A 21,768-nucleotide genomic window follows, 5' to 3' on the forward strand; every position below is an offset into this window, starting at 1 on the left:
GCCAAGCTCGGCAAGACCCAGCGGCTGGCCGACCTGGTGTTCCTCGACAACCTGCCGCGCAGCCACATCGGCAAGGTGCTCAAGCGCGAACTGCGCGACGACTACAAGGGAAAGGCGCTTGGTTGAGCCGGCGTCCGACTGCATCTAGTACGGAGCACGGCCCTACCGAGACCCCGACCCGAATGACCCGACGCACCAGCGAGCGTTTCGAGCGCCGTAAGAAAGACATCGTGGCCTCCGCGGTGCAGGCGCTGAACCGAAAGGGCGTGCGCGGGATGACGCTGGCCGACGTGGCCGCCCAGCTCGGCATCGTTCCGACTGGAGTCATCTATTATTTCAAGAACAAGGAAGAGCTGGCCGAGGCCTGCTTCCTGCTGGCGGTCGCGCGCTACGAAGGGTTCGTCGAGCAGGCCCTGGGCGCAGAAACGGCGCGCGAGCGGATTGCAGCGTTCAATCGCGCCTATTTCGACTTCCGCCACGCGGTGGCGCTGGGCGAGGCCGAGCACGTCGCCGTGTTCAACGACGTGCGCGCGCTCAATCGTGAGGCGGTCAATGTCGCCTATGTCGCCATGTTTCGGCGCATCCGTTCGCTGTTTGATGGGGCTGGCGCCGAGGCGCTGACCCGGCTGGAGCGCAATGCGCGTACGCATCTCTTGCTGTCGGAGGCGTTCTGGGAAGTCGTCTGGCTGAGCAAGCTGGAGCCTGAGGACTACGAGCGCGCAGCCGACCGCACGCAGTCGCTGCTGCTGGATGGTCTGATGGCGGGCGGCGCGCGCTGGGACCCGCTGCCTCTGCCCGACCTGATATCCGAAGACGAGGCGGATGCCGGCGAGCTGTTCCTGCGCGCGGCGACCCAGTTGATCAACGAGGAGGGCTATCTGGGCGCCTCGGTCGACAAGATCTCGGCGCGGCTGAACCTGACCAAGGGCGCGTTCTACTATCACCACGAAACCAAGGACGAGCTGGTGGTGGCCTGCTTCGAGCGCACCTTCCAGATCATGCGCCGAGCGATCCGTCAGGCCGAGCGGGTCTCGGCCAATGGCCTGCAGGCGCTGATGACAGCTGCGGCGGCCCTGGTCGAGTGCCAGCTGTCGGGGACTTCGCCGCTGCTGCGCACCTCGGCGCTGACGACCGCGCCGGTGTCGATCCAGCCGCAGCTGCACGCCAAGTTCGACGGGGTGTCGGATCGCTTCGCCGCCCTGCTGTCGGACGGCATCGCCGACGGCTCGGTGCGTCCGGTGGACGTGAACATCACCGCCCAGATGTTGACGGCGATGATCAACGCTGCGGCCGAGCTGCACTTCTGGACGCCGGGCCTGGAGCGCGGCCAGGAAGTGGATCTCTATGTGCGTCCGTTCTTCGAGGGGCTGCTGACCCCCGGCGCAGTCTAGGCAAGAAAAGGGGCCGCGCGCGGCGGCCCCTCAAGGTGCGGACGGCCGGTGGGGCGGGCAGGATGCGATCCGCCGCCGACCGCCCGGCGAGGTGCCTTAGAAGATTTCGAAGAGACCCGCGGCTCCCATCCCGCCGCCGACACACATGGTGACGACGCCGTACTTGGCGCCCCGACGCTTGCCTTCGATCAGGACGTGGCCCGTCGAGCGGGCGCCGGTCATGCCGTAAGGGTGGCCGATCGAGATCGCGCCGCCCGAGACGTTCAGTCGATCGTTCGGAATGCCCAGGGTGTCGCGGCAGTAGAGGACCTGGCTGGCGAAGGCCTCGTTCAGTTCCCAGATGCCGATGTCTTCAACCGTGAGGCCGGCCTGCCTGAGCAGCTTGGGCACCGCGAACACCGGGCCGATCCCCATCTCCTCGGGCGCGCAGCCGGCGACCGCCATGCCGCGATAGGCGCCCAGGGCCTTCATGCCGCGGCGTTCGGCTTCTTTAGCTTCCATCAGCACCACGGCGGCGGCGCCGTCCGAGAGCTGGCTGGCGTTGCCGGCGGTCACGTACTTGCCTTCCTTGACGAAGGGGCCGCCTTTGAAGACAGGCTGCAGTTTCTGCAGGTCCTCCAGCGTGGTCTGCGGACGGTTGCCTTCGTCGGCCGCGATGGTGATTTCGCGCTTCGACTGCTCGCCCGTGGCCTTGTCGACCACGATCATGGTGGTGGTGATGGCGGCGATCTCGGCGTCCATGCGGCCTTCGGCCTGGGCCTGGGCGGTGCGCTGCTGCGATTGCAGGCCGTATTCATCCTGGGCCTGGCGGCTGACGCCGTAGCGCTCGGCCACCAGTTCTGCGGTTTCCAGCATGGGGACGTAGAGGCCTGGGGCCGAGCGGACCAGCTCCGGGTCGCCCGAGCGATAGTTGTTCATGTGCTGGTTCTGAACCAGCGAGATCGATTCGACGCCGCCGCCGACGGTGACCGTCATGCCGTCGACGATGATCTGCTTGGCCGCCGTGGCGATGGCCATCAGGCCCGAAGAGCACTGGCGGTCGATGGTCTGTCCGGCGACCGACTGCGGCAGGCCGGCGCGCAGAGCGGCCTGGCGTGCGGTGTTGAACCCGGTCGAGCCCTGGGGCAGGGCGCAGCCCATCACGACATCGTCGATCTCGGCCGGATCGACGCCGGCGCGCTGCACGGCGTGGGCGATGGCGTGGCCGCCGAGCGCCTGGGCCTGAGTGTCATTGAAGGCGCCACGGAAGGCGCGGCCGATGGGCGTGCGGGCGGTGGAGACGATGACGGCTTCGCGCAAGATCTGCTTCTCCGTGGGGCGGTAGCGCCCATGGTTGAGGTGGTAGTATTCTGTCCGGTGCGACGGATGGCTTATGAAATAGCGATCAACGTCGAGAGTCGCAAATTATTTGAGTGGACAGTTTGCAAATCGTCGGGGCTTGGATAACGTGCGGCCTAGTCGAGGAGGAGGTGGCGTGGCGTACGAGGTCGAGCGCAAATCCGTGATCGTTTGGAGCGAGGGTTCGCGCCTGGCGGCCGAGGTCCTGCGGCCGCGCGGCGTGGGCGGCCTACTGCCCGCCATTCTGCTGGCGCACGGCTGGGGCGGGCTGAAGGAGCACCTGATCGAGCTCTATGCCGAGAGCTTCGCCGCGGCCGGCTTCATCACGCTGAGCTTCGACTATCGCGGCTGGGGGCAGTCCGACGGCCGCATCATCGCGACTCCGAGTTCACCGATGCTCACGGAGAGCGGCGTCCAGACCCTGGCCGTCCGGGTTCTGCGCGAGGTGGTCGATCCGGTCGATCAGATCGCTGACGTGCGCAACGCCTTCGCCTGGCTGATCGCCGAGGAGGGGGTCGATCCGGCGCGGGTCGGCCTGTGGGGGTCGAGCTATGGCGGCGGCCACGTGGTCAGCGTCGCCGGCATGGATGCCCGGGTGAAGGCGGTCGTCGCCCAGATCGGCGGCTATGGCCATCCGCGCGAGGACTGGTATCGCGACTTGGCGCAGCGGCGGATGTCGGACAAGGCCCGCGGAGTGCTTGATCCGCCTGTGCCGCAGGGCGTCGACGGCTCGCCCGGGCTGGCGGGTACGCCGGACGTTGCGCGCCAGTTCGGGCATGCGCCGCTAGACCATGCGCGGCGGGTGACCGCCCCGACGTTGTTCATCGACGCCGAGTTCGAAGAGTACAACGACCCGTCCCTGCAGGGGGGAGCTGCGCACGAGATCCTGCGCGCCAACGGCGTGACGACCGAGCGGGCGACGTTCCCGTGCACCCATTACCGCGTCTACGACGACCACCTGATCGAGGCCCGCGCCATGGCCCTCGACTGGTTTCAGCGACATCTCTGAGGGGCTTGGATCGTGAAGGATCTGAAGGGAAAGGTCGCCGTCATCACCGGCGGCGCGAGCGGCATCGGGTTGGCCATGGCCCACGCGTTTGGCGGCCGGGGCATGAGGCTGGTGATCGCCGACATTCAGCGGGACGCCTTGGATCGCGCGGTCGGTGAGCTGAGCGCGGCCGGCCATGAGGTGGCGGGCGTGCGCGCCGACGTGACGGACTTCGCCTCGGTCGAGGCGATGCGCGAGGCGGCGCTGGCGGCGTTCGGCAAGGTGCACGTGCTGGTCAACAACGCCGGGGTGTCGATCACCGGGCCAATCTGGCGGCTCACCCTGGACGACTGGCGCTGGGTGCACGACGTCAACGTCTGGGGCGTGATCCACGGGGTCAAGGCGTTCGTCCCGCTGCTGATCGAGCAGGGCGAGCCGGCGCACGTGATCAACACCGCCTCGCTGGCCTCGTTCAACGGCGGCGGCGAGCACTCGCCCTATTGCTCCTCGAAGGCGGCGGTGCTGTCGATCAGCCAATCCCTCCACTCGGAACTGGCCGCCTGGAACACACAGGTCGGAGTTTCGGTGGTCTGCCCCGGGATGGTCGACACCCAGATCCACAAGTCGAACCGCAACCGCCCGGCCGGCGATCAGCCCTGGAGCGACCGCGAATGGAACGACCCGGCCCACGTGAAGGGCTCGGAGGCCTTTCAGGGCCGCGGCGTTCAGCCTGGCGACATCGCCCAGGCGACCCTGGAAGCCCTGATCGAGGACCGCTTCTACGTCTTCAACGGCGACAACTGGCGCGATTACGTGCGCGGCCAGACCGACGTCGCCCTGGCCGGCGAAAATCCGCCGGTCGTCACTTGGGGCCCGGACCTGCGTCCGAAGCCCTCCGCCCAGTGATCTATCGCGTGAGACCAAAGTCATGACTGCAACCAAGGCCCTGGACGCCGAAGCCTACCTCGCCAATGCCGAGCAGGACTGCTGGATGATCCCGGACATTCCGGCCGACACGCCGACGCGGCCGGTGGCCAAGGTCGGGATCATCGGCGCCGGCACCATGGGCGGCGGCATCGCCATGAACTTCGCCAATGTCGGCATGGCGGTGACGATCGTCGAGACCAAGGCCGAGGCGCTGGACCGCGGCCTGGCGGTCGTGCGCCGCAACTACGAGAACTCGGCCAAGCGAGGCCGCTTCTCGATGGAGGAGGCCGAGGCCCGCATCGGGCGGCTGACCGGCGCGCTGTCGCTGGAGGCGCTCGCCGACTGCGACCTGATCATCGAGGCGGTCTACGAGGACATGGGGCTGAAGAAGCAAATCTTCGCGGACCTCGACCGGATCACCAAGCCGGGTGCGATCCTGGCATCCAACACCTCTTACCTGAACGTCGACGAGATCGCCTCGGCGACCAGCCGGCCGCAGGACGTGGTCGGGATGCACTTCTTCTCGCCGGCCAACGTGATGCTGCTGTGCGAGGTGGTGCGCGGCGAGAAGACCGCCAAGGACGTGGTCGCCACGGCCATGGAAGTCGCCCGCAAGATCGGCAAGATCGGCGTGGTGGTGGGCGTCGGGCCTGGGTTCGTCGGCAACCGCATGCTGTTTCCGCGCCAGGACCAGGCCAACCTGCTGATCCTGGAAGGCGCGATGCCGTGGGACGTCGACCGGGTGCTGCGCGAGTTCGGCTTCCGCATGGGGCCGTTCGCGATGAGCGACCTGTCGGGCCTGGACATCGGCTGGAACGCCGCCAAGTCGAAGGGCGAGACCCTGCGTGACGTGCTCTGCGAGATGGACCGCCGCGGCCAGAAGACCGGCGCGGGCTATTACGATTACGACGCCGAGCGCAATCCGCTGCCGTCGCCGACGGTCGAGAAGATCATCGCCGAGTTCGCGGCTCGCAAGGGCCTGCCCCAGCGCAAGATCGACGACGCCGAGATCCTGGCGCGGCTGGTTTATCCGATGATCAACGAGGGCGCGCGGATCCTGGAAGAGGGTAAGGCGATCCGCGCCTCGGACATCGACGTGGTCTGGGTGCACGGCTTCCGCTGGCCGACCGACAAGGGCGGCCCGATGTTCTACGCCGACCAGGTGGGCCTGCCGGCCGTGGTCGAGGCGCTGAAGCGCTTCGAGGCCCAGGTCGGCCCGGCGATGAAGCCGGCGCCGCTGCTCGAGCGGCTGGCCGCGCAGGGCAAGGGCTTCGGCGACCTCTAGCGACTGACAACGAGAACAGGGCGCGCCGCAAGGTTCTGCGGCGCGCCGATCGACCCGGCGCGCCGGGCGGGGAGGGGATCATGGACGGGCCAGCGGCGCGAAAGAGCGTCCTCGACAAGATCGGCTATGGGGCCGGCTCCATCGCCTTCGGGGTGAAGGACAACGGCTTCGGCACGCTGCTGATCCTGTTCTACAATCAGGCGCTGGGGCTGCCGGCCAGCACGGTCGGTCTGGCGGTGATGATCTCGCTGGTGGTCGATGCGGTGATGGACCCGCTGATCGGCCACGTGTCGGACAACTGGCGTTCGCGCTGGGGCCGGCGCCATCCGTTCATGTACGCCTCGATCATCCCGACGGCGCTGGGCTTCTATCTGCTGTGGAACCCGCCGTCGGCGCTGACCCACGGGCAGCTGTTCCTCTACCTGGTGTGCCTGTCGATCGCGGTGCGGTTCTCGATCTCGCTGTTCGAGATCCCCAGCCACTCGCTGGTCGTCGAACTGGCCGAGGACTACGACGAGCGCACCAGCCTGCTGAGCTACCGGCAGTTCTTCGGCTGGATCGCCGGCCTGCTGCTGTCGATCGCCTCGTTCAGCGTCTTCCTGCGTCCGACTGAGGCGTATCCGGTCGGCACCCTCAATCCGCAGGGCTATGCGACCTACGGGCTAGTCGGGGCGCTGATCATGGTCGCAGCGATGCTCGGCTCGTCGCTGGCGACCCACAAGCACATCAAGACCTTCGCGCCGACGCCGGCCTCGCGCGGGCTCAACCTCTTCCAGACACTGCGGGAGATCTTCAACGCCGTCTCGCACAGGCCATACCTGATCATGGTCGGCGCCACGGTGTTCGGGGCCATGGCGGGCGGCGTCGCGAGCTCGATGCTGGTCTATTTCCGCCTGTTCTTCTGGGGTCTGACCAACGACCAGATCTCGATCATCATCGCCGGCAACTTCGCCTCGGTGGCGGTGGGCGTGTTCCTGGCCGGGCGGCTGTCGAAGTGGATCGGCAAGAAGTGGGGCGCAGCGGCGATGCTGGTGCTGTCGATGACGGTCAATCCGTCGCTCTACATGCTGCGCGTGGTCGACGTGCTGCCCGAGAACGGCTCGACTCCCCTGCTGACCATCCTGATCCTGGCCAGCTTCCTGAACACCGTCTTCACGATCGTCGGTTCGATCCTGTCGGCGGCGATGATGGCCGACGTGGTCGAGGACGCCCAGGCCCGGACCGGCCGCAAGACCCCGGGCCTCTACTTCGCGGCCAACAGCTTCGCCCTGCAGTGCGTGTCGGGGGCCGGGGTGATCATCGCCACGACGATCATCGACCTGGCCGGCTTCCCGGTGGGCGCGAAGCCCGGACAGGTGCCGCAGGAGACGCTGAACCGGCTGGCGATCTACGAGGTGCCGATCCTGGTCGGGCTCTACATCTGCGCGCTGGTCTGCGTGCTGCTCTACCCGATCACCCGCCAGAGGCACGCCGACAACCTGCAAGCCATCGCCAGGAGCGCGACATGAAAACGATGCTGGCGCTCGCCGCCGCCGGATTGCTGGCCGCCGCTCCCGCGGCGGCGCAGGCGCCCAGCGGGGAGAGCCTGTTCAAGCAGCGCTGCAGCGCCTGTCACACGATCGAAGCCGGGGGCGCAGCCAAGCTCGGGCCGCCGCTTCGCGGAGTTGTGGGGCGAGCTGCCGGCGCCGTGCCGGGGTTCGCCTATTCTTCAGCCTTGAAGCAATCGGGGGCGAAGTGGGACAAGCCGACGCTAGACGGGTATCTGGCCCGCCCGGCCGCCAAGTTCCCCGGCACCAAAATGCTGGTCGGCGTTCCCGCGGCCGACCAGCGCGCTGCGATCATCCTCTACCTAGCTTCGAAGAAGTAACAGAGGACCGCATGCGCCGGAGGCTTTTGTCGGCGCTGGACCGCCACGCCGCAGCGGGCCGCCCCGGGGCTTGCCCACATCCAAATGTACCGGCTGAAATACGCCTTACGTCGCCTTCGTCCTGAGGCCTCTTGCGAAACCTGCATCGCGCACCAATCTCAAACGCGCGGAACCGGGCCCCTCTGACGATCAACGGCGATCGTGATGTCGGACCGCACAGGTGCGCCCTGGGGTCCGTTGCCATTCCCGCTTGCCTGACGGTTTCCGGGCGCGCCTCCAATTAGGAGGAGCACATGAAAAACATCCAAATCTGGCGCCTGCGCCACCGCTATCGTCGGCTTCTACGCCTGATCCGCAGCATCCGGCAGGAGCCTTCGTATCGAGCCAACGCAAGCGCCTTGCTGCATGACCTCGATGAGCTTCGACGCGCGATGGGCTGCGCCGAACTGGCGCTGGCGCCCATTCCCGTACGCACGCGTCACTAGCCTTGCCGGGCGGCGCCGAGAGCGCCGCCCGCGCCCTCGGGAGCTTACATCATGGACATGCTTACGGCGGCCGTCCTCGGTCAGCCCTTGTGGATGTGGCTGGCGTTCGCCGGCCTTGTCACCGTTCTGCTCGCCCTGGATTTGGGCGTTCTGCACCGCGAACAGCACGAAATCGGGGTGCGAGAGAGCCTGTTGCTATCGGCCGGCTATCTGAGTCTCGGTTTGGCCTTCGGAGGATGGGTCTGGCATCAGCTGGGCCGCGAGTCCGGCATTGAGTACATCACTGGCTTTCTGATCGAGAAGAGCCTGGCGCTAGACAACATATTCGTCATCGCGACCATCTTCGCGGCGTTCGCCGTGCCGCGAGCCTATCAGCACCGGGTGCTGTTCTGGGGCGTCCTGGGCGTGATCGTCCTGCGCGGCGTGATGATCGGCTTCGGCGCGGCCCTGGTCGCCAGCTTTGAGTGGGTGCTGTTCATCTTCGCGGCCTTCCTGGTCGTGATGGGCGCAAAGATGTTCTTTGCCGACAAGGCGCCGGAGGATCCTCATGACAATCCGGTCTACCGCTGGCTGGTGCGCCACATCCGGGTCACGCCCGACCTTCATGGCTCGCGCTTTTTCGTGAAACAGCCCGGCCGGACGGGAAAACGGGTCTGGTTCGCCACGCCGCTCTTCATGGCGCTGGTCATGGTCGAACTGGCCGACGTCGTGTTCGCGGTCGACTCGGTGCCTGCGATCTTCTCAATCACCACCGATCCCTACATCGTCTACACCTCGAACATTTTCGCTATCCTTGGGCTACGCGCTCTCTATTTCGCCCTGGCGGCGGTGGTGGCGCGCTTCGCCTACCTGAAGCATGCGCTGGCCGCGCTTTTGGTGTTCATCGGCGGCAAGGTGTTCTTCGCCGAGATGATGGGCTGGGAAAAGTTTCCTGCGCCGGTCTCGCTGGCCATTACCGCGGCGTTGCTTTTCGCAGGCATCGGCTGGTCCCTGTGGAAGACGCGTGAACAAAGTCGCGGCCTTTGACCCGCCGCCGTCGGGCGCCGGGGCGGTCGCGCGCCCCGGCGCCCAGGCCGACGCGTCCGCTTCTAGCGAGGGGGCGTCGGCCTGGCGGACCTGCGAACTCGCCAGGTCCCAGGCCGATCCTCCGAACGGATGAGCGAGACCGGCCGGGACACCGTATGTGATCCCCCGGGGTTCTGGGCTCGGCGCGGCGCGGCCGACGCCGCCAAGGTCTGGGTTCGCTGCCCGGGTAGCCGTCCGGATCGCCCTTGCCTGCTGGGCAGCCCCCTCCGCTGACCTGGCAGGCAAGCTCGGTTTCTATCGAGGCTTTAGCTCTGCCCAGCCAGGGGGTCGTGGATCGGCTTGGCAAAGCGCGCCGCTAAAGGGCGAGCCAAACGACCAGGAGCGCAGCGATGGCCAGCATCGCGCTGATCGCCAGAACCCAGCGCATATGCCCAGTCTTCTGCCCCGCGCTAGCGTCTTCCGCACGTATGGTCTCGCCGTCGCCGGCAGGGTTGGTGTCAGGATTGTTTGCCATGGAAGGTCTAATGCCTGGGCCCGCCAATGGATGCGGGGTGCGCGCACCTGCTTGAGCCGCCCGGCAAGTTCAGGCGGGGGGGGGCGGGCCGTGCGCCGCCACCTTCGCGCCGGCGGAGCGTTGTGGGGTCATGACAGTTCAGCGGGCCGTGCGGGCGCGACCCAGCCCCTCGCCATCTGACGCCCCCGCATCTTGGGCCGAGCCGAGCGAGGGCCGCAGGTGAAGGTCGCCACGTTCAACATCAACAACATCAACAAGCGGCTGCCCAACCTCCTGGACTGGCTTGGGGCGGCGCAGCCCGATGTGGTCTGCCTGCAGGAACTCAAGGCCGATGATCACGCGTTCCCGGAGGCGGCGCTGGCGCACGCCGGATATTCGGCGGTCTGGCATGGCCAGAGGACGTGGAACGGGGTCGCCATTCTCTCACGCGGAGGTGCTCCGGTCCTCACGCGGCGGGCGCTGCCGGGCGATCCGCAGGATGTGCAGGTCCGCTACATCGAAGCGGCTGTCGACGGCGTTCTTGTCGCCTCGATCTATCTGCCGAACGGCAATCCCAACCCGGGACCGAAGTTCGCCTACAAGTTGGCCTGGCAGCAGAGGCTGGCCGCCCACGCGGCCTCGCTGATGAGCACAGGCGCGCAGGTGATCCTGGCGGGCGACTTCAACGTCGTTCCCACCGAGGCCGACATCTACCAACCGAACAAGTGGGCGGGAGACGCGCTCGTCGACCCACAGGCCCGCGCGCAATTTGCGCAACTGCTCGAGGCGGGCTGGGTCGATGGGCTGCGAGCGGTGCATCCAAGCGGGCCGCTCTGGACGTTCTGGGCCTATATCCGTCACCGGTGGCCCAACGATAAAGGGCTCCGACTTGATCATCTGCTGCTCTCGCCGGGCCTTGCGGGCCGGCTTATCGATGCTGGCGTAGACCGCGCGGTACGAGGCATGGACGGCGCGAGCGACCACGCGCCGGCTTGGGTGGTCCTCGGTCCTGAGCGAACGGTCGCGCGCCGGCCTCGTCCTAGAATGCGCTAAGCCCCGCCGCCATGGTGGCGATCAGGATGACGGAGCCGACAAGCACGAGGACGAAAGTCACCACCCTGCCGAACATGTCCCATGACCTCCTGTCATCTTCCGACATCGCAGCTTTGGGCGCTGTGGGGATCAGGGGCGCGCCAGGTTCATCAAATCGACCGCCCGGGCGGGGGCGGCGGCTCGGACACAGGCGCACCGACCTGTAGAACTCTCACAGCTCGGATGCGGCCGTCATCTTCGGTCCATCGGAATACTGCGCCCTCAGGGAGGCCAAGCAGCGCCGCGCCAAGCGTCTCGCAGACCGGGACCTCGTTCTGCGCAGGCGACGCGGAAGGCTGGAGCACGATCGTTACCGTACGCTGGTGCTTGGTGCGCAGGTCTCGGAAGGTCACTTCCGTGCCCAGCCCGACGAACGGTTCCAGAGCTCCAGCGGCGGGCGACAGCCTCGAAATCTCCTGACGCAACAGAGGCGTCGCAGCCGCCCCGGCCTCGGAGACAAGCGGTTGGTTCAGCTTCTCGTGGTCGGAGCCGGTGGCGTAAATGATCGGGGGTGAAAAGGCGGCTTCCAGGGGGCGCATATCATAACTCCGTTGCGGACCGCGGCGACGTTGCTGCGTCGTGGGCGAGGGGGGGGGGCGTCCGCCGGGCGGCGGAGGCGGAAGATCGGCGAGAGGCGTTCGGCGCAGCGCTTTGGGTGAGCGCGAGACATGAGCCTTCGGCCGACGATGTCGGCGAGGCATCGCGCGGATGCGCAGTAATTCCGAAGTTCAATTTGAGAAAATTGTCGCCCGAGGTCGGTCGGCCAGTCCTATGGCCCCGATCGGGCCCTAGTGCTCTTTGACTTTACAGAGCTCGCCTTGCCCCTGCGGGCGGATCGACTTCACATTACGCATGGTTTTTGACAGTCGCGCAAGGCGGGGACAAAGTCAAATTCCGACAATTTCGGCATCTTGCAGGCCGACCGCTGGCGTCCCGTTGCTGCGGCTTTAGTCCAAGACGAACTATCGGTTCACGCCGTGGCCTTCGCGACAGGCGCCTGACGCTCAAGGCTGCGGACGAGCCCTGCGAAAATTTCAGGCGCGCCAGCGGCGCCAGCCCAGTGGCTCGGGCGTTGAGTTCCGAGCGCTGCGCTGGCAAAGGCAATGATCGGCTGCGCGCGCAGAAGCGGTCAGATCGCGGCAAGTCATCCTAGGGAGCTTCGAATGGCGCAGGGCGTCGTCAAATTTTTCAACGCCGACAAGGGCTTTGGTTTCATCAGCCCGACCGATGGCGGCGAAGACATCTTCGTCCATGTCACGGCCCTGCATGACAGCGGCCTCGACAGCCTCAACGAGGGCGACGAGGTGGCCTATGAGCCCACGCGCGACCGCCGCAGCGGCAAGACGACGGCGACGAGCCTGCAGCTGTTGATCGCCGCGCCGGCTTCTCCGCGCAGGGCCCGGGGGCCAAGCGGCGGCGGCGACCGCGGCGGGGCGCGGACGTCGCTTGGAACGGCCACTGGGGTCGTCAAATGGTTCAACGCCTCAAAAGGCTTCGGCTTCATTCAGCCGGATGTCGGGGGCGCCGACGTATTCGTCCACATCTCCGCCGTCGAACGCGCAGGCCTTGTCACACTGCGCGATGGCCAGTCCATCGGCTTCGAGGTCGAGCAGGATCAACGCAGCGGCAAGCTGACCGCCACCAACCTGCGGGCGGACTGAGCCGGACTGAACTGCCGCACCTGGCCGTCCGCTTGGCGACCGGCCTGGCCAGGATGCCTTTCTCTCAAGGTTCCATAAACCTGCAAAGGGTTAGAGAGGCCCGCTATTTATCAGTGGGGAGAATGCGCGCCATGGCGACCGGATGTCAGGGATGTCGGGACGGCTCAGGCTTCGGCTCCCCATTCTCAATGGCCTTTCAGCCAATCGTCGATATCGCCGGCAAGACGATCTTCGCCCACGAAGCGCTTGTGCGCGGCGTCGGGGGGGAGGGCGCATTTTCGGTTCTAAGCCAGGTCGCCGACGAAAACCGCTACGCCTTCGACCAGGAGTGTCGTGTGAAGGCGATCGAGATGGCGACAGCTCTGGATCTGCCTCGAGACGGCGCGCGTCTGTCGATCAACTTCATGCCGAACGCTGTCTATGAGCCCCGAGCCTGCATTCGGCTCACGCTTGCGACCGCGTTGCGCACGGGTTTCCCCCTCGACCGGATTATCTTCGAGTTCACCGAAGACGAAAAAGTGGACACCAATCACCTCTTGAACATCCTGCGCACCTATCGAGCCATGGGCTTCAAGACGGCTATCGATGACTTTGGCGCCGGCTATGCAGGACTGGGCCTGTTATCGAAATTCCAGCCCGACATAGTCAAACTCGACATGGAACTTGTTCGCGGCATCGACCGCGATGAGGTTAAGCAGAAGATCGTAAAATCCATGCTTGATCTCATGGCTGCCCTTGGCGTCCAGACGATCTGCGAAGGCGTCGAGACGGACGACGAGCTGCAAACGCTGCAAGTCCTCGGTGCAACCTTGATTCAGGGCTACGCCCTGGCTCGGCCTGCGTTCGAGAGCCTGGTCGGCCCCGAGGTGCTCGCCCCTCTGAAGGGTCGGGCCGCAGCCTGACCTTGCAATGAGACGGCTTATCTACACGAGTTTGGTCGCGCCCGGACTGGACGACCAGGACGCCTTGCTGGGCTCCATCCTGAAGACGTCGGTGCGCAACAACGCGCAAGTGGCTGTTACGGGCATGCTTGTCCTCTACCGCAATCAGTTCATCCAGGCTCTGGAGGGGCCATCTGAGAGCGTCGAGATGATCTGCCGCAAGGTGCGCCGAGACCGCCGACACCAGCACTTTAAGCTGGTCGAAGATGTGACGACCCCCTCCAGAAGCTTCGCAGGCTGGGCAATGTGCGGCTGCAACGTCGGTTCGGCCGACAACGCGATTCTGGAGGTCCTGTCTTTGCGGCCCGAGTTCGAGCCGCGGCTGATGAGCGGATCCAGCGCCCTGGCGCTGTTGAAAACGGTCCGCGCCGTGCAGCAACGCGTGGCTTCGAGGACTGAAGGCGCGGTCGTTATCGAAGCCTAGCGACGGCATCGGCTCGTGACCCCACGCGCCAATGACCTGCCGCGTCCATCAGGCCGGTCCGATCACCCCTGAGCGGCGGCGAATGCCCCGACAACTCGCCTGGGCCGAGCCCCTGCCTTGGCCGCAAACTCTCCGCCACAGCAGATCGATATCGGGCTCTGCGCCGGACTGAGCCAATCCTCGCCGTCGCTTCGCGGATCGCGCGGCGAAATTTTGTGCGCAGATCGTGATCCCGAGGGCGTCCTGCCTCGTAGATGCAACCAGCGCCCCGCAAGCGTGACCGCTCCCGCCGCCTTCAGCCAGTTTGAGTTCTCGAAGCTTGAGGTTCGAACGTCCGTCGCGCCTGGATCGCCAAGCCGGAACGCGAATGCTCAGGGACGTGGGGAGCGACTGGCGTTCGCGCGGCCGTTATTGGGCCGCCGGGCCGATGAACAATAAGGAGCGCCTTCTAGGATGAACGGAAATGTCCCGGACGCTATCGACATTGAGGTCGGAAGGCGCTTGCGATTGTTACGACAAAGTAGGTCGATCTCGCAAACTCAGTTGGCCAAAGCCGTCGGCCTCACCTTTCAGCAGATTCAGAAATACGAGCGCGGGCAAAATCGAATAAGCGCCTCCAAACTGTGCCATATCGCCCGAAGCCTCGACGTCAGCCCGTTGTTATTGTTGCCGCCCGAGGAACGAGGTGCGGCCAGCAGCGCTGATCTGCTCATCAGATCTCCTGAAGCCGCGGAGGTTCTTGCGATCGTCGACAGCCTGTCGTCTCAAGACAGGCGATTGGCCGTCAGGATGCTTCATCTTCTTGCGGCGCGGGGCGCCGCTGAACCGGGCGCTCCACCGCTCATGGCGCAACGGCAGAAATGACCAGAGGGATGGCGTTCGACGATCCTGGATGTTCGGGAACGTTCGATTTCAATTGAAGTTATTGAGTGGGGGTGGATTCGAAATCAGAACAAGCGCAGTTAAATCTCAAGGTTGCGTGATTTGATTGCGCGGAAGCTAATATAATGTCGTTGTGAGTCGCGTTGTATTTAGTAATACTGCTTCGTTGCAGGGAGTTTCTCGGTGTCCATTAACTCGCTTGGCGTTGTCCTCGCTGTCGATGATGACGCCCTGGTGCTTGAACTGATGGGCGCGGCGGTCGAGGAGGCGGGGTTCGTCGTCAAGGCCGCGCCGAACCTCTCTGCGGCGCTGGACGTCCTAAGGTCCCACCCAGCTGACCGGATCGTGGCGCTCGTGACGGACGTTAGGCTGGGCGCACAATCGGGATGGGAGCTGGCTCGATGCGCCCGAGCCCTCGATCCTGAGCTCCCGGTGCTTTACGTGACCGGCGACAGTGGGCACGAATGGTCAAGTCAGGGCGTCCCCCGCAGCCACATCCTCGTCAAGCCATTCAGTCTCGAAGCACTCGGCGCGGCTGTTTCGGCTCTTGTGAGGGATGGCTAGGGTCCTGCACCATCCCGGCGGAGGGAGACGAACAGGTCTTATCATGAGCGATGCTGACGCTCGACATCGCTGTGTGCGGGGCGAAAGTGCTGCTGGATCAGGTCCGCAAACTTGCAATCTCGCACGGCCTGCCCCCTGCGCAGGTTCGCCACGAGGTCTTCGCTTTCCGCTGATGCTGCTAAGCGACGAGCTGCTGACGTCGCCGGCCCGTTTACGACGCCTTCCAGTCAAAACAGCCTGCCCGGCAGCGGGGTTGAGCTGCCGGGCGGCCGCCAGGGGATCTTCACCTCCACCTTCGTGCCAGCGTTGCTGCTTTCAATGGCCAGCTTGCCAGAGCATTGCTGCACGAAGCTTTCGATCACTCGGCTTCCCAGCCCGCGACGAAGCTGATCAGCCGCCGGCATGCCGCGCCCCTCGTCGGACACGACGAGCCTAAGCCAGTCCTCCATGACGGCCAGCGCGATGCGCACGACGCCGCGCTCTTCCTGTTCTGGGTACGCGTGCTTGACGGCGTTGGTGACAAGTTCGTTGACAAGAAGTCCGATCTGCACGGCCTGATCGAGCGAGACATGAACCGGCTCGGCTTCCACCTCGAGCCGTACGTGATCATCGCCCACCGACCGGGAGAGCCGCGCCACGAGATCGGCCAGGTAATGATCCATCGCCACATGTTCCTGCTGATGGCGCCGGTAAAGCTCAGCATGAAGATCGGCGACGGCGTAGACGCGGTTGATGGCGGCGTGCAGATGCTCGGCGACCTCGGGCGAGGCGTCGCGGGCCTGCAAGTTCAAAAGGCTCGCCACGATCGTCAGGTTGTTTTTGACCCGATGGTTGAGTTCGTCCAGCAGCGTGGCTTGATGGGCCTCCGCACGTTTGAGCGATGTGATGTCTATGTAGAAGTGCGCGAAGCGTCTGGATGACAAACGGGTGCAGTGAACGTCGTACCAGCGGTGACGCGCCGTATCGTGATACTGAAACCGATGTGGGACGCCGGTCTCGACAGTGCCTTGGAAATTGGCGAACCAATTCGGCGTCGCATCCGGCCTCAGTTCCTTGAAGCGACGGCCGACGATTTCCCCGCTCGCCCGAAATCCACGTTTGAAGGCAGGGTTCGCCTGCAGGAAGCGGTAATCTACAAGCCGTCCGCTGGGGTCGCAGATGGGCTCGCAGAGCACGACGCCTTCGGACATCGTCTCGAAGAGAAGGCGCAAGTCCAACTCCTCGGCGCCGGCCTGGCCGTGCTCATGGAACTCATCGTCCGGACCAGCCACGATCAGCCCTCTAACCGCCTGCAATCTGACGCTATCGTCTTCGTGTTTCCAATCACTTCCGCGCGCGGCGGCCAGTAAGGCGACGGGGCGGGGACGGAGGCGAATGAGGTCCGGATTGATCGGGGTTTCGCCGGATTGACCAACGCAGGCCTGACCTCATGCTGAAACGCCGTCCCAAGACGTCGGGGGCCGTTGGGGGTGAGAAATGCTTTCGAGCGTCATTACGAAACGTCGCTGCGCGGGTGAACCGGCCGAAACCATACGGGCCTTTCCGCAGGATGCAGACGCCCTCAGCGAGATCTGGCGTTTGCTGGTCGCCGATCGCGACCCTCAAAGACTGAGGGAAATCAGCTGGCGACGGGCTGACGGCGTCGTCGTGACCCACGAAGCTCTGATCGAGTGGGCTGAGCTTCGCTGATCGGCTGCGGCGTGGACGTCCGCGGACGCCGGGAGCACGACGCAGTTTTTGACAGGAATGAGCCTCTAGCCTACCGACTCGTCATGAGCCTTTGCGGCGCCTTCAACTTATCCCTCTCAGCGGACGATGATGTCGGCGTCGGTTGACCAGGCCCCTGATCAGACTGACGGTCGCGCCCTTAGACGCGGCGAAACCTGCTGGCGCATCGAACCCTCAGAGCGGGCCGCCTTTCTCATCGACAACAAGAGCTACTTTGCAACGCTCAAGGAGGTCCTGCAGTCGGCGAGGCGGTCGGTTTACATTCTGGGCTGGGCGTTCGATCCGCGCACGCGGTTGGCTCCTGATGGAGCCGAGGGCCCGGACGATCCCGATGAGGTCGGGAGAATTCTCATCGGACTGGTCCGCGCCAGGCCCCTGTTAGATGTGCGCGTGCTGGTCTGGAAATCTCCGTTCGGCGTCATGGGACATCAGGACATCCGCGGCCATCGTGCAAAGCGGGCGTTTGCTCGGACGGGAGTCCAATTCCGCGAAGCTGACGGTCTCCCGTTCGGGGCCTGCCATCATCAGAAGCTGGTGGTCATCGACGATCAGCTGGCCTTTTGCGGCGGAGGGGACATTGTCGCCAACCGGTGGGACAGCCCAGCTCACCGTGACATCGAACCTCGCCGGGTATTGCCCAACCATGCAGGACATCCAGCCCGGCATGAGGTCACGATGATGATCGAAGGCGCTGCGTCCCAAGCGCTTGGAGAGCTCTTTCGCGAACGTTGGTCTGAGGCTGCTGGAACGCAGCTTCCGTCTCCGACACCCGAGCCCTCGCAGTCAATGTGGCCGAGCGGCGTGACGTCTCACCTTTCAAAGGTGCAGGTCGGCATATCGCGCACGCAGCCGCGTCGGGGGAGTCTGCCTGCAATCGACGAAATCCGCCAGCTGACCATGAGATGCATCGAAAGCGCGCGCCAAACAATCTATCTGGAGAACCAGTACTTCACTTGCCGCACCGTCGCCGCCGCCCTGGCGGCGCGCTTGGATGAGCGTGACGGCCCTGAGGTCATTCTGCTTCTCAGCGGACGCGCTCCAAGTCTGCTCGATCACCTGACGATGGACTACGCACGAAATCCGCTGATCAGGAGCCTGCGAGCCGCGGACGCTTTCGGCCGTCTTCGGGCGCTGTCGCCCCGAACGGCGGCGGGTGCGCCGATCGTGGTCCACTCGAAAGTGATGGTGATCGATGATCGTATCGTCCGTGTGGGTTCAGCCAATCTCAACAACCGATCCGGCGGGTTCGACACCGAATGCGATCTTGTAGTGGAGAGCCAGACCCCGAAGACCTCGCGCGCCATCAGCCGTTTTCGCGACCGACTCCTTGCGCATTATCTCGGCGTCAGCCCTGATGCGGTTTCGCGCGCTTGCGGCGAGGGAGGGCTTGTGGCCGCGGTTGACGCGTTGAACGTGCGTGGACGGCTCATGCCTGTGGCGATGCATGCGCCCTTCTGGTGGGAGGACGTCGTGGCCCCACGCAATCTCGGAGATCCTTCCTGCGTCGAGGAGGCCTGGCGCTGGCGGCGGCGAGGCCGCAAGAGTGAGCCGGCGCGCGAGGGCGCAGGGCCATGAAGCTGCTGACGTGGAACATCCAGGCAGGCATCGGGACGAGCCGTTATCGCGACTATCTGCTTCGCGCTCACCTGCAACTCGTGCATGCGCCGTCCAAGACCCGGACCCTGGAGAACATCGCCAGGGAGATCGCCCCTTACGATATCGTCTGCCTGCAGGAGGTCGACCTTGGCGGGCGACGCGCAGGCTATCGCTCGCAAGTGGAGGATATTGCCGAACTCTCCGGCCATGACCACGTCGCCGTCCAGGAAAACAGGAGGATTCCTGGAATCTCGCGTCACGGCAACGCCATCCTCAGCCGTTGGCCGATAGCCAGTGTTCGGGATCTGAAGCTTCCCGGTCGGGTGACGGGCCGCGGATGCCTCGTCGCGGAAATCGCCGGCCGAGATGATCTGACGGTCGCCTGTCTCCATCTTAGTCTCGGTGCGTCCGACCAGCACCTGCAGCTAGACGCCGTGGCGCAGGCGCTGAGCGGCGCACCGTCATGGGCGGTGCTGGGAGATTTCAATTGCGGAGCGCGAAGCGCGCCCTTCGAGGCGTTCCGCGAGGCGACCGGGGGGCTTCTGCACAGGCCGTCGCCCCCGACATTTCCTGCCTGGCGACCGACGCGGGATTTCGATCACATCGTCATTGGGGGAAACGTCCTTTTGACCCACTACCAGTGTGAACACGCGACCTTCTCCGATCATCGAGCGGTGTCCGCTGTCGTGCAGCCCAGAGCGGCCAACTAGTCGCCATCGGGGCGGGCGGGGGGGGCGAACCTCCTACTCAGGCTCTCTGGTCACCTCAAACGCAGCGTGCACCTTGGCCGCGCTGGTCCGGCCGCGCACCCTGGCCTTCAGGACGATCGGTTGGGGCGGTCCCGCGGCGCTGCGGGCGAGGTCCAATGGCCGGCGAACTCTGTCGGGCCTATTGCCTTCGCCGGTCCGTTTCATTCTGATGAAATTCGAAGGGCGGCGGAGGTCTGCGTCCGCTTGCTCATGAAGGGATAAGCCATGGCCTTTGCAGATCTTCTGCTTCCCGTCCTCAGCTACCCCGACTCCACGCCCGACCGAGCCATTCGCGCTGGGGTCGCGCTCGCCAAGCGACTTGGGGGCGAGCTTACGCTGCTCACGATGCGCGTGGACATCCCGAAGTTCGGCAACGTTCTGGCCAATGCGCTGATAGACCTCGATCGCCAGGGCGAACTTGAGGAAGCGCGCAGTGCTGCAACCGCTCGACTTGAAGCTTTATGCGCCCAGGTCGCGGCCGAGACCTTCGGCGAACCGCTGCGGGTGGAGACCCGCTGCGCCTCCCTCTACGAGGAAGGAGACGCGGTGGCCCGAGCGGCGCGCACCTACGATCTGTGCCTTACGCCTCAAGGGGCGGCGGTTGAGGGCGACCGTAGCCTGGCCGAGGCCGTGTTATTCGGCTCCGGTCGGCCGGTGCTGCTCTATCCTGACGACCAGGAATTCGCGCCCGGCTCGGGGGTCGGCAAGGTCGCCATCGCCTGGGACGGCAGCGTCAGGGCCGCAAGGGCGGTGGCGGACGCCTTGCCTCTGCTCGCGCGCGCCTCGGAGGTCCGCGTGTTTGTCGCGCTCGGGGAAAAGCCGCAGGCCGCGTCCGGATCGGCGAGCGATCTGCTGCGTCATCTGGAGGCTCACGGCGTTAGCGCCTCCGCCGATGAACGTCCTTCTCAAGGTCAATCGATCGGCGTTTCGATGGCGAACTACGTAAGGACTGAGGGCGTAGATTTGCTGGTCATGGGCGGCTTTGGACACGCGCGGATCCGGCAATTCGTGCTCGGCGGAGCGACGGACGCGGTTCTGAAGGCGCCTCCATGTCCCGTCCTGATTTCCCACTGAACAGCTGCCGCAATTGACGAAATCGGGCCTCGTGCGCCCCCCGCCGCGAGCTTGGACGCGACCATCTAGGTCCCCGAGGTTGCGGCGCCCGAGTCCGGCGAAGCGCGCACGCGCACGCCGTTCGTCACACGCTGACCAGGATGCAGGATCAGCCGCGCGCCCGGCGCGAGGCCGCGGCGGATTTCTGCGGTCTCGTCATTCATCCGGCCGATTTCGACGCTCGTCAGGCGAGCGCGCCCGCCTGCGTCGACAAGGAACACGTTCCAGCGCCCGCCGCTGCGAAACAACGCGCTCACCGGCGCCTGCAGAACCTGATCGCTCGCCCAGACTACGATCCGCACCGTGACCCGATAACCGTGGCCTAGCCTAGCCCAGGCTTCGCGCGGTCCGACGAAATCGATCACGACGTTGACCCGCTGCTCTTCGACGCCCAGCGCCGACACCTTGGTGAAGCCGGACGGTTCAACGAGACGGACGCGACCGGCGAGCGGCGCCTCTCCGCCCCAAGCGAGGATTTCGACCCTTGCTCCAGGCTGCACCTGCACGGCATCGGTCGAAAGCATCTCGGTCACGATCTCGAGGCGAGCCGGATCTCCCACCTCCACGAGCGGCGTACCGGCGACAACAACGCGCGAGCTTTCCTGTGGAACGCTTAAGACATAGCCAGACACAGGGGAGGTCACGGCGCTCGCGCCCCGCCCCCTGGCTTCTCCGTCTGCAACGATCAGCGCGCCGCGCGCCACCTCGAGCCGCTGTGCGGCGACCTCGACCGCCTGCAGCGACTGTTCATGCGCCGAGCGCGCGCGATCCAACGCCGCCTGCGCCACGAATTCCCGCCGGGCCAACGGCTCGACCCGTGTCAGTTCGCGGCGCGAGAGTGCTTCGAACTCGCGCGCAGCCGCCAGGTCTGCTTGCAGGGCGCCAATATTGGCCTGGGCTTGGCGTAACAGGCGTGCATCCAGCGGTCCGGGCTCGGCCGGTTGAATGCGCGCGAGCACAGTCTGGTTGGCTACGACTTTCGCCCCTGGCTTCAACCCCACCCGCAGGAGCTCGCCGGTGATCGGGGCGGAGACGGTGTAGAGATCGGTGACCCGGGTCTCACCAAGGTCCTCCACGCTCACTGCCATGGGACCTTGGCTGGCGACGCCGACGTCCACTTCGACCGGCGGTGATCGCAGTAGAACGGCGAGGCTCAGGGCCAGAGCCGCCATCACGAGCGCGCCGATGATCCTTGGACCTGTGAGAAAATTCTTCATT

General features: G+C 65.4%; 23 protein-coding genes and 2 pseudogenes. 21 read left to right on the forward strand and 4 right to left on the reverse strand.

Annotated elements, in window-relative coordinates; all coding sequences use genetic code 11:
- Positions 1 to 126, forward strand: a 126-nt coding sequence (locus tag GGQ61_RS22375; protein ID WP_246371133.1) for a hypothetical protein, incomplete at its 5' end; no start/stop codon positions are given.
- A 56-nt stretch (positions 127 to 182) separates the two neighbouring features.
- Positions 183 to 1,391 carry a TetR/AcrR family transcriptional regulator gene (locus GGQ61_RS20270; protein WP_183776882.1) on the forward strand — a complete coding sequence of 403 codons (1,209 nt, stop codon included), beginning with the start codon at positions 183 to 185 and terminating at the stop codon, positions 1,389 to 1,391.
- Between the two features lie 96 nt (positions 1,392 to 1,487).
- Here GGQ61_RS20270 and GGQ61_RS20275 read toward each other — a convergent pair whose 3' ends face one another.
- Complete coding sequence (locus GGQ61_RS20275; protein ID WP_183776883.1) at positions 1,488 to 2,690, reverse strand: acetyl-CoA C-acyltransferase; 1,203 nt, start codon at positions 2,688 to 2,690, stop codon at positions 1,488 to 1,490.
- A gap of 175 nt (positions 2,691 to 2,865) precedes the next feature.
- Here GGQ61_RS20275 and GGQ61_RS20280 point away from each other — a divergent pair, with 175 nt between their 5' ends.
- The 8 genes from GGQ61_RS20280 to GGQ61_RS20315 all read left to right on the forward strand — a co-directional run bounded on the left by GGQ61_RS20280 (position 2,866) and on the right by GGQ61_RS20315 (position 10,853).
- Positions 2,866 to 3,738, forward strand: a complete 873-nt coding sequence (locus tag GGQ61_RS20280) for an alpha/beta fold hydrolase (RefSeq protein WP_183776884.1) — start codon at positions 2,866 to 2,868, stop codon at positions 3,736 to 3,738.
- Positions 3,739 to 3,750: 12 nt separating this feature from the next.
- Entirely contained in the window at positions 3,751 to 4,623 is an 873-nt protein-coding gene (locus GGQ61_RS20285) for an SDR family NAD(P)-dependent oxidoreductase (protein ID WP_183776885.1), read from the forward strand.
- A gap of 22 nt (positions 4,624 to 4,645) precedes the next feature.
- Entirely contained in the window at positions 4,646 to 5,929 is a 1,284-nt protein-coding gene (locus GGQ61_RS20290) for a 3-hydroxyacyl-CoA dehydrogenase NAD-binding domain-containing protein (protein ID WP_183776886.1), read from the forward strand.
- Positions 5,930 to 6,009: 80 nt separating this feature from the next.
- Positions 6,010 to 7,437: an MFS transporter gene (locus GGQ61_RS20295; RefSeq protein ID WP_183776887.1), complete on the forward strand. Its 1,428-nt coding sequence runs from the start codon at positions 6,010 to 6,012 to the stop codon at positions 7,435 to 7,437.
- Positions 7,434 to 7,796: a c-type cytochrome gene (locus GGQ61_RS20300; RefSeq protein WP_183776888.1), complete on the forward strand. Its 363-nt coding sequence runs from the start codon at positions 7,434 to 7,436 to the stop codon at positions 7,794 to 7,796. Before GGQ61_RS20295 ends, GGQ61_RS20300 begins: the two co-directional genes overlap by 4 nt.
- A 293-nt stretch (positions 7,797 to 8,089) precedes the next feature.
- On the forward strand, positions 8,090 to 8,281 hold the full coding sequence (locus tag GGQ61_RS20305; RefSeq protein ID WP_183776889.1) for a hypothetical protein: 192 nt from the start codon (positions 8,090 to 8,092) through the stop codon (positions 8,279 to 8,281).
- Between the two features lie 51 nt (positions 8,282 to 8,332).
- Positions 8,333 to 9,307: a TerC family protein gene (locus GGQ61_RS20310; protein WP_183776890.1), complete on the forward strand. Its 975-nt coding sequence runs from the start codon at positions 8,333 to 8,335 to the stop codon at positions 9,305 to 9,307.
- A gap of 733 nt (positions 9,308 to 10,040) precedes the next feature.
- Positions 10,041 to 10,853: an exodeoxyribonuclease III gene (locus GGQ61_RS20315; protein WP_183776891.1), complete on the forward strand. Its 813-nt coding sequence runs from the start codon at positions 10,041 to 10,043 to the stop codon at positions 10,851 to 10,853.
- 149 nt (positions 10,854 to 11,002) lie between these two features.
- Here GGQ61_RS20315 and GGQ61_RS20320 read toward each other — a convergent pair whose 3' ends face one another.
- A complete protein-coding gene (locus GGQ61_RS20320; protein ID WP_183776892.1) occupies positions 11,003 to 11,431 on the reverse strand; it encodes a GreA/GreB family elongation factor in 429 nt (142 codons plus the stop codon).
- A gap of 624 nt (positions 11,432 to 12,055) precedes the next feature.
- Here GGQ61_RS20320 and GGQ61_RS22380 point away from each other — a divergent pair.
- From GGQ61_RS22380 to GGQ61_RS22555, 7 genes and pseudogenes are all read left to right on the forward strand, one after another.
- Positions 12,056 to 12,244: pseudogene (locus GGQ61_RS22380) on the forward strand (cold-shock protein); the annotation flags it as partial.
- A 102-nt stretch (positions 12,245 to 12,346) separates the two neighbouring features.
- A pseudogene (locus GGQ61_RS22385) lies at positions 12,347 to 12,553 on the forward strand (cold-shock protein); the annotation flags it as partial.
- Between the two features lie 131 nt (positions 12,554 to 12,684).
- On the forward strand, positions 12,685 to 13,455 hold the full coding sequence (locus GGQ61_RS20330; RefSeq protein WP_183776894.1) for an EAL domain-containing protein: 771 nt from the start codon (positions 12,685 to 12,687) through the stop codon (positions 13,453 to 13,455).
- 7 nt (positions 13,456 to 13,462) lie between these two features.
- Positions 13,463 to 13,918 (forward strand): BLUF domain-containing protein, encoded by a 456-nt coding sequence (locus GGQ61_RS20335; protein WP_183776895.1) that lies wholly within the window; start codon positions 13,463 to 13,465, stop codon positions 13,916 to 13,918.
- 453 nt (positions 13,919 to 14,371) lie between these two features.
- A complete protein-coding gene (locus GGQ61_RS20340; protein ID WP_183776896.1) occupies positions 14,372 to 14,782 on the forward strand; it encodes a helix-turn-helix domain-containing protein in 411 nt (136 codons plus the stop codon).
- 201 nt (positions 14,783 to 14,983) lie between these two features.
- The gene (locus tag GGQ61_RS20345) at positions 14,984 to 15,364 is read left to right on the forward strand and encodes a response regulator (protein ID WP_343056238.1); all 381 of its coding nucleotides are present in this window, start codon (positions 14,984 to 14,986) and stop codon (positions 15,362 to 15,364) included.
- Positions 15,365 to 15,414: 50 nt separating this feature from the next.
- Positions 15,415 to 15,537, forward strand: coding sequence for a hypothetical protein (locus GGQ61_RS22555; protein ID WP_281372759.1), 123 nt, complete (start codon positions 15,415 to 15,417; stop codon positions 15,535 to 15,537).
- Positions 15,538 to 15,591: 54 nt separating this feature from the next.
- On the opposite strand, the gene GGQ61_RS20350 is transcribed toward GGQ61_RS22555, so the two are convergent.
- The gene (locus GGQ61_RS20350; RefSeq protein ID WP_183776897.1) at positions 15,592 to 16,635 is read right to left on the reverse strand and encodes a histidine kinase dimerization/phosphoacceptor domain -containing protein; all 1,044 of its coding nucleotides are present in this window, start codon (positions 16,633 to 16,635) and stop codon (positions 15,592 to 15,594) included.
- A 205-nt stretch (positions 16,636 to 16,840) separates the two neighbouring features.
- On the opposite strand from GGQ61_RS20350, the gene GGQ61_RS20355 reads away from it, so the two are divergent.
- The 4 genes from GGQ61_RS20355 (at position 16,841) to GGQ61_RS20370 (ending at position 20,511) form a co-directional block, all read left to right on the forward strand.
- Positions 16,841 to 17,053 (forward strand): hypothetical protein, encoded by a 213-nt coding sequence (locus GGQ61_RS20355; protein WP_183776898.1) that lies wholly within the window; start codon positions 16,841 to 16,843, stop codon positions 17,051 to 17,053.
- Between the two features lie 129 nt (positions 17,054 to 17,182).
- Positions 17,183 to 18,667 carry a phospholipase D-like domain-containing protein gene (locus GGQ61_RS20360; protein ID WP_183776899.1) on the forward strand — a complete coding sequence of 495 codons (1,485 nt, stop codon included), beginning with the start codon at positions 17,183 to 17,185 and terminating at the stop codon, positions 18,665 to 18,667.
- Positions 18,664 to 19,398: an endonuclease/exonuclease/phosphatase family protein gene (locus GGQ61_RS20365; protein WP_183776900.1), complete on the forward strand. Its 735-nt coding sequence runs from the start codon at positions 18,664 to 18,666 to the stop codon at positions 19,396 to 19,398. Before GGQ61_RS20360 ends, GGQ61_RS20365 begins: the two co-directional genes overlap by 4 nt.
- Before the next feature lie 264 nt (positions 19,399 to 19,662).
- Positions 19,663 to 20,511, forward strand: coding sequence for a universal stress protein (locus GGQ61_RS20370; RefSeq protein ID WP_183776901.1), 849 nt, complete (start codon positions 19,663 to 19,665; stop codon positions 20,509 to 20,511).
- Positions 20,512 to 20,576: 65 nt separating this feature from the next.
- Here the strand turns inward: GGQ61_RS20370 and GGQ61_RS20375 are convergent, their stop codons facing one another.
- Complete coding sequence (locus tag GGQ61_RS20375) at positions 20,577 to 21,767, reverse strand: efflux RND transporter periplasmic adaptor subunit (protein WP_183776902.1); 1,191 nt, start codon at positions 21,765 to 21,767, stop codon at positions 20,577 to 20,579.
- Position 21,768 lies beyond the last annotated feature (1 nt).

Source organism: Phenylobacterium haematophilum (assembly GCF_014196295.1).
Lineage (GTDB): Bacteria > Pseudomonadota > Alphaproteobacteria > Caulobacterales > Caulobacteraceae > Phenylobacterium > Phenylobacterium haematophilum.